Genomic DNA, 12,812 nt, shown 5'->3' with positions numbered 1-12,812 from the left:
CCGAGCGCTCCCTCTCAGCCGCAAGCACTCCCGCCCGCCAGCGATCCGCTTTCGGGAAACACGAATGACCGCTTCGGGTTGCGGATTCAACCGGTCGATGCAACACACTGGAGACTGCGTGAGCAGTGGAGGTGTTGCAAATGAAGCAAAGGCGGCGTATCTACTACACGGAAATCCAGAAGGCGCTGATGTGGGAGCGTTGGAGGAAGGGCGAATCGCTTCAGCATATTGCGCAACTTTTCGATCGTAACCACTCATCCGTACAACGGATTCTGGCGGAAACCGGCGGTATCCAGCCCGCACAACGACATCGTTCCAGGCTGGCGTTGACGCTGTCTGAGCGCGAGGAGATATCTCGCTCAATCGTTGCTGGCCTTTCAATCCGTTCCATAGCAACCCGCCTCGGACGCGCGCCCTCTACCATTAGTCGGGAGCTCACGCGCAATGGTGGCGGTCAGGGCTATCGGGCGAGCCAGGCCGACCAGCTTGCCTGGGAGCGGGCCCGTCGGCCAAAAGTATGTAAGCTCGTCAGGAACCGCGCGCTGGCACGCGTTGTGTCGGACAAGCTGCAGATGCTGTGGTCTCCCGAGCAGATTGCCGGGTGGCTCAAGCATGCGTACGCGGTCAACAAGGACTACAAGGTGTCACACGAGACGATCTAGCGTAGCCTTTACATACAGGCCCGCGGCGCGCTCAAAAAGGAGTTGCTGGAGCACCTTCGGCGCTCACGAGCCATGCGTCGTTCGCGCCATCACACACAAAAGACGGACGACCACGGCAGGATTTGTGACACGGTGTCGATCAGTGAACGACCTGCCACAGCCGAGGACCGTGCAATACCGGGTCATTGGGAAGGTGACCTGCTGTGTGGTAGCGAGGGCAGCCAGATCGTGACGCTTGTCGAGCGCCAGACGCGCTACCTTATGCTGGTGAAGATTGCCAGCAAAGACAGTGAGACAGTTGTCAATGCGCTCATCAAGCATGCGTGCAAATTGCCGCAGGAACTCTACAAATCGCTGACCTGGGATAGGGGATCCGAGATGGCGGAACACAAGCGTTTCACAGTGGCCACGGACATCAAGGTGTACTTCTGCGATCCTCAGCATCCGTGGCAACGCGGCTCGAACGAGAACACCAACGGCCTTCTGAGACAGTACTTCCCCAAAGGTATCGATCTCTCTGTCTACTCGCAAGCCAAGCTCAATGCCGTAGCGCGGCAACTCAATGAACGCCCTCGAAAGACACTAGGTTTCGATACGCCGGCAGAACGATTCCATCAATCCGTTGCGTTGACCGGTTGAATCCGCAGTCGGATGCGGTAATCCGCAGTCGCTGCCGGCCTGGCGAGCGATGATCGGCCGCCTTCGGCCAAAAACGGCCTTTGACCTCGACGAAGCGAAGGACCGTTCTAAATCCACTTGCAGCCATTTGCCGAGGTAGCGTTTCGGGACACCCCTACCTTTCCGATGGCCTTAACTGAGCCTTAGTCAACGGGCGTTGCGCCAGTCCCAACACTTTGCACTCCCCACGCTTTTCATGACGGCGGCCATGGGCCGGCGTCGCACAGCACCTTCCACGACCCCGGTGCCCACGGCCCGGTGGGACATTCAACTACCCGATCTGCGACCAGCCCGCCACGCATCGAGGCGGCATGTTGCCACGGCGCACGCCGCGGTATCCGCACGTCCGTCTTTCCCGAGTTGAAGCCATATACCTGGACAACGCCTTCTTGTCCGCGGAGAACCAAGCACGGCCGAACTCTCGTCACGATTACACGGACGGCAAACTCGACGATTCTCCAAGAATCCCGAGGCTCGCACTTTAACACAACGCATGTTGTCTTAAATCCGATTGCGAGTTATTGTTCATGCATCGCGCCGGCCAGCGTCCATCACCGAGGAATGAAGGAGACTTATCATGCTCACCACCCAATCCCAACGAGAGGCGTTTCGCGAGGACGGCGCCGTACTTGTAAAGAACTGCCTCGACCCTGTGCAGCTGGCCCGGTGCTACGAGGCTTTCAAGTGGAACGTCGCCAACCCGGGCCCATATCACTTCCGCTCGCTGGACGGCACCAGCCTGCAGACCCACATCGACAACGCCAATCCGGTGGTTAAGCAGAAGCTTGACGACCTGGTCACGACGCTGCCGTTCGGAAAGGTGTTCCAGGAGTTATGGGGCTCTGAGCATGTCTGGTATTTCGCCGAGGAGGTGTTCGCCAAGGAAGGCGGCAACAGCGGCCGCGGGCCGTGGCATCAGGACACCGCGAACCTGCCGTGGGCCGGCAAGCATTGGGGCAACGCGTGGATTACCTTCCAGGCCATTCCAAAGAAGAATTCGCTGGAGATCATTCGCGGCTCGCACCTCGGCATCCAGTACGACGGGGCCAGTTTCGCGAATGCCGATGACCCGACCGATCCGCTGTACGGCGACGGCACCCTGCCCCGCCTGCCGCATATCGACAAGGAGCTCGCCGAAGACCCCAATTCCTGGGACGTGCTCTCTTGGGAGGTGACCCCTGGCGATGTCGTGTTCCTGCATCCACGTTCGCTTCACGGAGGAGCTGCCGTCGATGCCGCCTGCCCGATCCGGCACACGCTGGTGCTGCGCTTCTTCGGTGACGACGCCACGTTCCGCGCCCTGCCAATGTCGAACCCGCGCTATGCCCGCAACGGGCCGCTCTTCCGGGAAGAAATGGCCAGGCTCAATGAAGGCGAACCGTTCCGCTCGCCTGTCTTCCGCCAACTCGCCTGATATCGCCTTGCATGGAGCAGCCGCCATGAAACGACAAATGATCAATCCCGGCCTCATGCAGGCTAGGCACTACGACCAGCTTCACTTCTCTTCGGCAACCCGTGTCGGCGACATGATCTGGGTGTCCGGCCAGGTGGGCTTCGATCTGGCGACGGCCTCGGTGGGCCAGGGAATGGAAGCGCAGGCCCGGCTGGCGTTCGAAAACCTGAAGGCGGTGCTCGAAGCCGCAGGAGCCAGCCTTGCCGACGTCGTGGAAATCATGACGTTCCACACCGACCTGCGCGGCGAGATACAGGCGTTCGTGAAAGTCAAGGATGAGTACTTCCCCGACCGCTATCCCTCGTGGACAGGCGTGGGCGTAAGCCAGCTGGCACGTCCCGAGTTCCTGGTCGAGATACGCGCGATTGCAGTCGCCGGTTGCGGCGCCGGCTGACAGCCAGAAGCCGCGGCCCGTTTGCACACCAGGGTCGCGGCACGACATCCCTTAGAAAAAAGAACAGCGACAAAGCTGATGGAGACACAAACATGAACCGTCCGAATGCGGTCGTCAGAACGGACAAGCCAGCCAGCATTCTTGCGCGGCTTGACCGCCTGCCGGTAATGGCTTCCCACTACGTCTGGGCCGCGCTGCTCGCGGCCAACCTGATGCTGGAGTATTACGACAACGCCATCTTTGCCTATGCCAGTCCCACGATCAAGGCCCACACCAACCTGAGCACCGAGCAGATCGGCGCCATCAGCAGCGCGTTCTTCATCGGGATGATCATCGGAGCGCTGGTGGGAGGAAGACTGTCTGACCAATGGGGACGACGTTCGGTGCTCGTATGGACCACTGTGCTGTACTCGCTGGGAGCGTTGGCGACGGCATTCGCACCTACCTACGAGACCATACTGGCCTCCCGCGTCATCACAGGTATCGGCGTGCAGGCCGCCACCTCGGTGCTGCTGGTCTATATCGCCGAGATGTTTCCCGGCACGGCACGTGGCCGCTTCGTCTCCATCGTGACGATCGGGTTCGTGGTCTCCGGCATCGGTGCTGCCGCGCTGGCAATGTTCTATCTCCCCCACAGCAGTAGTGAGGCCTGGCGCAACCTGTTCCTGGGCGGCAGCGTCGGCCTGTTGATTGCGCCCCTGGCACGCTTCATCCTGCCGGAATCGGTGCGCTGGTGTGTCTCGCGCGGTCGATTCGATCGCGCCGAAGGCATCGTCAGCGAGTTGGAAGCGCGCGCGCTGCGCCACGGTCCGCTCGACGAACCCGCAATTGCCACCGTTCAGCCGACCGCCGCAGCGCCTACGCTACGCGACCTCTTCAACGACAAGGCCTTGCTGCGAACCATCGCCGTGCTCACGCTCGGCTACTTTGGTGCCAGCCTGGCCTATTACTTGTTCGGCCAATGGGGCGTCTACTCGCTCGTATACAGCCTCAAATACTCCGAGGAGCATGCGTATTACATCCAGTTCCTGTGGAACGTGATCTATGGCGCCACGCCGCTAGTCGCCATGCTGTTTCTCGACCGGTATGAACGCAAGTCCACCATCCTTGTCGTGTCCGTGCTAAGCGCACTGCCGTTGGCGGTGCTCGGCATCTCGGCCACCAGTTGGGCAGTGACCGGGGCAGGCGGACTCGCCGCCATCATCACGGGGCTCGTCGTCAACGCCTACTACACCTACATCCCGGAGACGATACCGACGCAGCTCCGTGCCCTCGGCAGCGGGATCGTGATGTCTGGCGGCCGGTTCGGCGGAGCGGCCGCCGGCGTCCTGGGCGCCGCGCTGTTCTCCGCAAGCGGCATGGCTGGCGTCATGCTGGCAGCGGCAGCCTGCTACATCGTCTTCTCCATCCCCGTCGCGCTGTTCGGCCCGCGCACGACCAACCGCTCGCTGGAAGCCGTTGCCGGCGACGAGCCGGGCGCTGCCAACGGAGCGCGTCCATGCCCGGACACGTCCATGGCCGCCTGACACGGCATTTGCGACAAGCGCGGATTGTTCCCGCCCGCATGGCTCACCAGACAAAGGAAGGCGGCAACGTGACCGAAGACTTCAAGACATATCGAACGCTGGGCGGCTGGATCGAAAGGCCGGCTGACCTGCAGCCATCGCTCGAGGGCCACACCAACGCCGATGTGGTCATCGTCGGCGCCGGCTTCGCCGGGCTATGCGCGGCGCTGGAGCTCGCCCGGCAGTGCGTGAAGGTGGTCGTGCTCGAACGCGAGTTCTGTGGCCATGGAGCGAGCAGCCGCAACGCGGGCTATCTCGCCGGCGGGCAGGGACTAAAGTACGACCGCTTCCTCAAGCGCGCGGGCCACGAAAAGGCGAAGCAGATCGTACGCTTCTACGAAGACGGGGTCCGCTTCGCCGAAGGCAAGTTCGCGGAGCATGGGATCGACTGCGACTACCACCGGTCGGGATTGATCCGTGCCGGCATCGAGCCGTCGCAGGAAGCCAGGGCGCGCGAGGATATGCGGATCGGCGCCGAACTCGGATGCCCATCGGAATACCTGGACCAGGCCGAGATGCGCGCACGCGGCATCCCGCCAGCGTTCCTGTTTGGCAGTTACGTGCCGACCGGCGGCACGCTCGATCCCGGCAAGTACGTCCTGGGACTGCGGCGCGCGGCCCTGCGGGCAGGCGTGACGATCCACGAAAACACGCCGTTGCTGTCCTTCACCGAAGGACCAACCGTCAGGGTGCAGACACCTCGCGGCAGCGTCAGTGCGCCGGTGATGATCCTGGCCACCAACGCCTATACGCCCCAGCTCGGCCCGCTTGCGGACAAGGTGGTGCCGTTGCGGCTTTCGGCCATGGAGACCGAACCGCTTTCCCCTGTACAGCTGGCGGCGCTTGGATGGCACCGCCGCGAAGGCATCACAACCATGCACTGGGTCATGGAGAGCCATCGCCTGACGGCGCGCAACACGCTGGTCTTGACCACCAAGCGCCTGCGCTACCCGTTCGGCTCGCGGACGCCCGAAGTGCCCGAGCACGACCAGTATCGAGCCCTGCGGATGGCACTGCATGACCGCTTCCCGCCCTTGAGGGGCATCGCCATCCGGCGCTGCTGGAGCGGCTACATCAGCTATGCCGACGATGGCCTGCCGGTGATCGGCCGCACAGGAGCAGACAGGAACATTTACTACGCGGCGGGATGTTCCGGCCACGGCGTCGGCACACAGGGCATGGTCGGACACATGCTGGCGCAAGACATCCAGGGTATCGGCAACCCGCTGCTTGCCATGCTGATGCAACACGCGCCGCCCGCGACGCTGCCGGAACCCCTGCGCTGGCTCGCCCTCAACGGCGCCCTGAAGGTCGCAAGCGGTCTCGATGAACGTTCGAACCGCAAGGCGCGCCGCGCATGAGGCAGCGTGAGAGGCGGCCTCGCAATTGCCGGGAGCCATCCTTTCCCGCCCACGCATCACCTGAAACTCAATACGGAAATTCCCATGACAGATCTGTACGATGTGGCCGTGATCGGCGCTGGCTTCGCAGGCGTGACCGCTGCGCGGGACCTCAGCATGGCAGGCCATTCGGTGCTGCTGCTCGAAGCGCGTGACCGGATTGGCGGGCGCACCTGGTGGGGCAAGGCGCTTGGCCTGGACCTCGATCTGGGCGGCACCTACGTGCACTGGACGCAGGCGCATGCGTGGCGGGAACTCAAGCGCTATGGCATCGGCCTGGCGACACCAATGCCGGTGACCAGGGCCTATTGGTACGCCGACGGCGTGGTACACGCCGGGACATGGGAACAGCTCAACCAACTGGCCACGCCGCTGGTCGCCCGCTTCTTTGCCGATGCGCGGATGCACTTTCCCCAGGTGGATGACCTGGCAGCCGCCGACGTCGGCACGATCGACAGGCAAACCATCGCCGACCGGCTTGACGCGCTTGAACTCTCGGCGCACGACCGCGACGTGCTGGTCAACGCGATGTCCATCCTGGTTTGCTCCGAACGCGAGCAAGGGCTTGCGCAGCTGCTGTTCTGGTGCGCGATCTGCTTCGGCAACTGGAGCGCGTTCAAGGAAATCGCCGGGCACTGGCCGATCGAGGGCGGCACCGGTCGCCTGATTGGCGCCATGAGCGCCGAATCGAAAGCCGAACTGCGCCTCTCGACGCCAGTGGCCGCTGTCGATGACAACGGGCACGAGGTCATTGTGACCACTCGCGATGGACAGCGTATCCGTTCCCGGCGCGCCGTGGTGGCATTGCCGCTGAACATGCTGAGCGAGTTTTCCGTCACGCCTGCGCTGCCGCGCCCCGTGCGCGCCATGATCGAGCAAAGAAACCCGATCATGCCCACCAAGATCTGGGTACGGGTCAGGGGCGAGATCGAGCCCTTCGTGATCTATGCACCGGCGGGCAAGCATCCCATCAACACCGCCCATGCCGAGCGGCGCGACCATGGCGATACGCTGGTGGTGTGCTTCTGTTCCGACAGCTCGGCGCTGGACGGCAATGACCGCGAGGCAGTACAGCAGGCGCTGCGGGACTTCATTCCGGACATCGAAGTGTTGGACACCGTCTGCCAGGACTGGTCGAACGACCCGTTCTCCAAAGGCGGATGGATGCATCACCGCCCCGGCAATCTGACGCAGGCCGCGCCCCTGATGCGGCAGAGCCACGGCCGCATCCATTTCGCGGGCGCGGACATAGCGCCCATCGGGGTCGGCGGCATCGACGGCGCCATCGAGACCGGCGCCAAAGCCGCTATTGACGTCGCTCGCGCCCTGCGTGGCGAGCACCGGTTGTGATCCGTGCTACGCGCGCGCCGCCCGTCCGCCAGGCTTCCGCTCGCCCGGCACGGGCGCCACCAGCACCGCCAGGGCATCAATGAGCGCCCGCATTCGCTTGGGCGTGAAGCGCTTGGGTTCGATCGGGTACATCATCATCCATCCATCCCCCATGGCAACGAGCTGGTCGGTGAGGATGTCCGCCGGAATATCGTTGCGGACCGTCCCCCGTTCCTGCGCGTCCTTGACAATGGCGGTGAGCAGGCGACGATAGCGAGCGTAGCGCCTGGTAATGACTTCCGCAAACGCAGGCTCGTGTCGTCCCTGCGCCAGCAATTCCGATGTCGCCGGCCAGAACCTGGTGCTGCGGTCGGTCAGCCTGATCCAGCTTTCGAACGGGGCGAGGATGTCACCGCTTTCCCGGGCCGACTCCAGCATCCCGTCGAAACGGTCGAATGCGCTTTCCATCAGCGCCACGACCAGCTCTTCCTTGTTGGCGAAGTAATAGGTCACCGCGCCGGTGGTGTAGCCCGCATGCTTCGCAACCTTGCGCAACGATGCGTTGGCATAGCCCTCCTGTGCGATCACCGTCGATGCCGCGCGCAGCAACTCCTTGCGCTTCGCTTCGCGATCGCCGACCGGACGACCCCGGGTTGAGACCTGCTCGATATCGTCGTCGCTTTCCATTGTCTTGTTCTGTCTCTTGAGCATTTCGATCACCAGCTGCCGGCCTGGTTAGCCGCCAGATGCGTGATTTTACAGAATCATCGTTATGTTCTGATTCCATGTGGTCCTCTCCCGCTAGCTCCGCTCGGGCAAGGCCTATGCGCAGTCTGTTCCACCCAGGTAGTGCGCCGGCGTTCGCACGCCCGCACGTAGCCACACCTGTGCCAGCTCAGGGCGCCGCCCAAGCAGGGAATACCCGGCCTTTTTATTTAACATTACGCTCGTTATGCTAATTCACGATTTGCGCGAATCGCCGACAGGTTTCAGGACGAGTGCGCGGCCGATGCGCTGCATGCGGCCGCCAGGCAACTGACAAACAAGGAGATCGTTGATGGATGCATTCAGGCGCTATGCCTCTGACAAGGATGGGGCTGTGGTCACGGCGGTGCCGTGCAAGCTGGCACGCGACTGGGGCAAGACGCCTGTTGTCGCACTGGCAGCTTTTGGTGTCTTCGCAGGCGCGGCGCACGCCCAGTCGTCCGTCACGTTGTACGGTACGCTCGATACCAATCTGGAATTCGACACCAACTTCAAGAGCGCCGGCAGCGGCTCGGCCCATCGATACGCGCTGAACGGGGAAGGTCTCTCGGGTTCGCGTTGGGGCCTGCGCGGCGTGGAAGACCTCGGCAACGGACTGAGCAGCGTCTTCGTGCTGGAAAGCGGCATCGGCGCAGACGATGGCACCCTGCAGCAAGGCGGTCGCCTGTTTGGCCGGCAGGCGTTTGTCGGCCTGCAGAGCGCCACCTACGGCAAGATCACCTTCGGTCGCCAATACACCTCGATGCTGGAGGCACTGGCCAACTTCTCGCCAGCGGCGATGTCGAGCCTGTATGAGCCCGTGATCGCCCAGATCGGACCGGTGTACCGCGAGGACAACACCGTCAAATATTCGGGCACCTTCGGTCCGGTCAGCGTCGGGGCACACTGGAGCTTTGGCACCGGCGGCAGCAGCGGCACCGTGGACCTGAGTCGCCTGGGTGGCTCGGGCGAGGTTCCCGGCCAGTTTCGCCGCGATACCGGCTTTGGCGCCCGGGCCTCCTATGCGGCGGGGCCGTTCAGTGCCACCGTCACCTACGACCAGGTGAATCCGAGCATCATCGGCAATGGCGGTTTCGCCGGTACCGGCACATTCAAGAAGGCCGCCGCAGCAGCCAGCTACGCCGTCGGTCCAGCGATCTTCATGACTGGATACCGCTGGGGCATGTCGACTGCGCCGGGGCACACACTGACGCGCGACAACTTGTACTGGGCCGGCGTCTACTACGAGATGACGTCTGCGCTGAGCCTGACGCTGGACTACTACTACCAGACGTTCCGGTCCTCGACCTTGCCGGCGCTAAGGCCTGCCGGCAATCCGAGACAGTGGATGCTCATCGCCGACTACCGCCTTTCCAAGCGTACGGACCTGTACCTGACCACCGCTTACGCAAAGAATGCCGGCCTGTGCCTGGACACCGCGTCCATTGCGTTCAACAACGGCTATCAGCCCGCTGCCGGCAAGGACAGCATGTTCGGTGTCGCGCTGGGCATCCGCCACAACTTCTGAGCGCGACGGCAATCGTCAAACTGATGCAATCCCGATGCGGGCAGCTTCAGTGATCCGCATCGGGAGATGATGCAAGGGCGGCCACTACCGAAGTGGTCCCCCCGGGTATCTCATCCCACCCGGTAGACGCCTTCTTCGTTCACCTCGACCCGCCCGTCCGCCAGCAGTTCTGCCAGATGCCGGGAAATCGTACGGGTCTCGGCATCGACTACCCATGAGCCTTGAAAGCCCGGCGGATACAGCAGCCGCAGGTCGACCAGCTGTGCCAGTGTCTTTGGCGATTCGCGCAGCAAGGCCAGCAGGCGCTGTTCGCGTTGGTCCAGCTTGGCCGCATAGGCAGCGAGATCGCGCAGGAAGTGCTCACGATCGGTATAGACGCCCCGATGATGGGACGTAACCCAAACCTTGGCCGGAACCTCAGGCAACCGTGCCAGGCTACGACGGAAGTCCTCCAGGCTGGACCCTGCATCGCCATAGTAGGGTCCGAATCCGGTCAGGTCGATATCGCCCGTGAAAGCCACCCCCTCCGGTTCCACCAGGAGAACGGTATGGCCCGCGGTGTGCCCTGGCAGGTGGAAAGCCCGAATTCCGGTCTGCCCCAGATCCCAGCACGCACCGTCCACGTAGCCTTGCGCGTCGGGCCGCGGCGCATAGAAGAATTCACGCTGAAACCTGAGCAGGGTCTCCGATGCATACGCCGCATTACCGAAAGCGGCAACCATGCCATCCCAGCTCCTCGCCGCCGGCAAATCGCCTTCGTGCACATGGACCGATGCATCCGGCAGGCGATGCAACCCAGCCATATGGTCCTCATGCACATGGCCCATCACCACCAGCTCGGTGGCGTCAAACTCGGGACCGATGTAGTTCGCGACAAGCGGCGTGTCGAAAGCCGCTCGGGTCTCGGACCCCCTTATCAATACCTGGTTGCCGTCGGGATACTTGCCGCTCTTCTCGCCAAAGAAGACCGACACGCGTCCGAAATCCACGCGCTGGATATGTCGCTTCGTGCCTGAATTGCAGAACGCTGTGCTCATGTCGATCATCCTTGCCTAGGCAGTCTTGGCGATCTGCCGCAGCCGGAGCGTCCCGGTAGCGATCAGGTCAGGCTGCGTAGTTCTGTTCTCTGTCTATTTATAATAACATCAGTCATCAAAATAAAAGATGCCTGCAAACGCGGCACAGGCAGAACGGGATGTCGTTATGGACGCAGACGCCTTCACGCAAGGCATCAGGGTTATGCTTCGACCGCCTTGAACATGTCCTCGACCACCTTCTTGGCGTCGCCGAACACCATCATGGTCTTGTCCATGTAGAAAAGCTCGTTGTCCAGCCCGGCATAGCCGGCGGCCATCGAACGCTTGTTGACGATGATGGTCTTGGCCTTGTAAGCCTCCAGGATCGGCATGCCCGCGATCGGCGACTTGGGGTCGGTCTTGGCCGCCGGGTTGACCACGTCGTTGGCGCCTAGCACCAGCACCACGTCGGCCTGGCCGAATTCGCTGTTGATGTCTTCCATCTCGAAGACCTGGTCGTAGGGCACCTCGGCCTCGGCCAGCAGCACGTTCATGTGGCCCGGCATCCGGCCCGCCACCGGGTGGATCGCGTACTTGACGGTCACGCCCCTCTCGGACAGCTTCTCGGTCAGCTCCTTCAGGGCGTGCTGGGCGCGTGCCACCGCCAGGCCGTAGCCGGGCACGATGATCACGGTCTCGGCGTTGCCCATCAGGAAGGCGGCGTCGTCCGCAGAGCCCGACTTGACGTTGCGCTGCGCCTGCGCGCCGGCGGCCGCGCCAGCCGATGCATCGCCGCCGAAGCCGCCCAGGATCACGTTGAAGAACGAGCGGTTCATCGCCTTGCACATGATGTACGAGAGGATTGCACCGCTGGATCCCACCAGCGAGCCGGCGATGATCAGCATCGGGTTGTTCAGCGAAAAGCCGATGCCCGCCGCCGCCCAGCCCGAGTACGAGTTCAGCATCGACACCACCACCGGCATGTCGGCGCCGCCGATCGGGATGATGATCAGCACGCCCAGCACGAAGGCGATCGCCAGCATCACCAGGAACGGCAGCCATTCCTGCGTCATGAAGAAGGCGATGCCGAAGCCGACCATGGCCACCGCCAGCGCCAGGTTCAGCATGTGCTGGCCGGCAAACACCACCGGCGCGCCCTGGAACAGGCGGAACTTGTAGCGCCCGGCCAGCTTGCCGAAGGCGATCACGGAACCGGAGAACGTGATCGCGCCGACGAAGCAGCCGATAAAGAGCTCGATGCGGTTGCCCAGCGGGATCAGGTGCAAGCCGGCCGGGCTGATGCCGAACGCCGCCGGCTCGGCCACCGCCGCCACCGCGATGAACACCGCGGCCAGGCCGATCAGCGAGTGCATCGCGGCGACCAGTTCCGGCATCTTGGTCATCTGCACCTTGCGCGCGACGTAGGCGCCGATGCCGCCGCCCACCACCAGCGCGGCAAAGATCAGCGCCAGCCCCGTGCCCACCGACGACTGGGCCGTGCCCGCCGCGAGGAATTCATTCTTCAGCTTGATGATCAGCACCAGCGTGGTGACCACCGCAATGGCCATGCCGATCATGCCGAAGGCATTGCCCTTGCGCGCCGAGGCCGGGTGCGACAGCCCCTTGAGCGCCTGGATAAAGCAAACCGAGGCCACCAGGTAGAGCAGGGTGACGAGGTTCATGCTGACAAGGCCCGCCATCACGCGCCCTCCTTGGCCAGTGCCGGCTTGGCCTCGGGCGCCTTGGCCTTCGGTTCCTTCTTCTTGAACATCTCCAGCATGCGCTGGGTCACCAGGAAGCCGCCGAACACGTTGACCGCCGCCAATGCCACCGCCAGCGTGCCCATCACGCGCCCGACGCCGCCTTCAGTCAGGCCCGCGGCGAGCATGGCGCCGACGATGATGATGGCCGAGATCGCGTTGGTTACCGCCATCAGGGGCGTATGCAGGGCCGGCGTGACCGTCCAGACCACGTGGTAACCCACGTAGATCGCCAGCACGAAGATGATCAGGTTGATCACCGTGTGGTTCACCATTTCCATGA

General features: G+C 63.1%; 10 protein-coding genes and 1 pseudogene. 7 read left to right on the top strand and 4 right to left on the bottom strand.

What is annotated here, in order from left to right; translation table 11 throughout:
• Positions 1–140 precede the first annotated feature (140 nt).
• From ACOCMH_RS13255 to ACOCMH_RS13230, 6 genes and pseudogenes are all read left to right on the top strand, one after another.
• A pseudogene (locus ACOCMH_RS13255) lies at positions 141–1,301 on the top strand (IS30 family transposase).
• Positions 1,302–1,917: 616 nt separating this feature from the next.
• Positions 1,918–2,754 (top strand): phytanoyl-CoA dioxygenase family protein, encoded by an 837-nt coding sequence (locus tag ACOCMH_RS13250; RefSeq protein WP_427308692.1) that lies wholly within the window; start codon positions 1,918–1,920, stop codon positions 2,752–2,754.
• A 25-nt stretch (positions 2,755–2,779) separates the two neighbouring features.
• On the top strand, positions 2,780–3,187 hold the full coding sequence (locus tag ACOCMH_RS13245; protein WP_211983429.1) for a RidA family protein: 408 nt from the start codon (positions 2,780–2,782) through the stop codon (positions 3,185–3,187).
• A gap of 92 nt (positions 3,188–3,279) precedes the next feature.
• The gene (locus ACOCMH_RS13240; RefSeq protein WP_211983432.1) at positions 3,280–4,713 is read left to right on the top strand and encodes an MFS transporter; all 1,434 of its coding nucleotides are present in this window, start codon (positions 3,280–3,282) and stop codon (positions 4,711–4,713) included.
• 38 nt (positions 4,714–4,751) lie between these two features.
• Positions 4,752–6,113, top strand: a complete 1,362-nt coding sequence (locus ACOCMH_RS13235) for an NAD(P)/FAD-dependent oxidoreductase (RefSeq protein WP_427309212.1) — start codon at positions 4,752–4,754, stop codon at positions 6,111–6,113.
• Between the two features lie 84 nt (positions 6,114–6,197).
• The gene (locus tag ACOCMH_RS13230) at positions 6,198–7,502 is read left to right on the top strand and encodes a flavin monoamine oxidase family protein (RefSeq protein WP_427308689.1); all 1,305 of its coding nucleotides are present in this window, start codon (positions 6,198–6,200) and stop codon (positions 7,500–7,502) included.
• Between the two features lie 6 nt (positions 7,503–7,508).
• Here the strand turns inward: ACOCMH_RS13230 and ACOCMH_RS13225 are convergent, their stop codons facing one another.
• Positions 7,509–8,168: a TetR/AcrR family transcriptional regulator gene (locus ACOCMH_RS13225; protein ID WP_211983438.1), complete on the bottom strand. Its 660-nt coding sequence runs from the start codon at positions 8,166–8,168 to the stop codon at positions 7,509–7,511.
• Between the two features lie 370 nt (positions 8,169–8,538).
• On the opposite strand from ACOCMH_RS13225, the gene ACOCMH_RS13220 reads away from it, so the two are divergent.
• Positions 8,539–9,753 carry a porin gene (locus tag ACOCMH_RS13220; RefSeq protein WP_211983440.1) on the top strand — a complete coding sequence of 405 codons (1,215 nt, stop codon included), beginning with the start codon at positions 8,539–8,541 and terminating at the stop codon, positions 9,751–9,753.
• 110 nt (positions 9,754–9,863) lie between these two features.
• On the opposite strand, the gene ACOCMH_RS13215 is transcribed toward ACOCMH_RS13220, so the two are convergent.
• The 3 genes from ACOCMH_RS13215 to ACOCMH_RS13205 all read right to left on the bottom strand — a co-directional run bounded on the left by ACOCMH_RS13215 (position 9,864) and on the right by ACOCMH_RS13205 (position 12,810).
• Complete coding sequence (locus ACOCMH_RS13215) at positions 9,864–10,790, bottom strand: MBL fold metallo-hydrolase (protein ID WP_427308686.1); 927 nt, start codon at positions 10,788–10,790, stop codon at positions 9,864–9,866.
• 200 nt (positions 10,791–10,990) lie between these two features.
• On the bottom strand, positions 10,991–12,469 hold the full coding sequence (locus ACOCMH_RS13210) for an NAD(P)(+) transhydrogenase (Re/Si-specific) subunit beta (protein ID WP_427308685.1): 1,479 nt from the start codon (positions 12,467–12,469) through the stop codon (positions 10,991–10,993).
• Complete coding sequence (locus ACOCMH_RS13205; protein WP_035817213.1) at positions 12,469–12,810, bottom strand: NAD(P) transhydrogenase subunit alpha; 342 nt, start codon at positions 12,808–12,810, stop codon at positions 12,469–12,471. Before ACOCMH_RS13205 ends, ACOCMH_RS13210 begins: the two co-directional genes overlap by 1 nt.
• Positions 12,811–12,812: the final 2 nt, after the last annotated feature.

Origin of the sequence: Cupriavidus sp. H39 (assembly GCF_050271075.1) — a bacterium.
Taxonomy (GTDB): domain Bacteria; phylum Pseudomonadota; class Gammaproteobacteria; order Burkholderiales; family Burkholderiaceae; genus Cupriavidus; species Cupriavidus necator_B.
The sequence above is the reverse complement of the archived record's forward strand: the minus strand, read 5'-3'. Positions and strand labels throughout refer to the sequence as shown.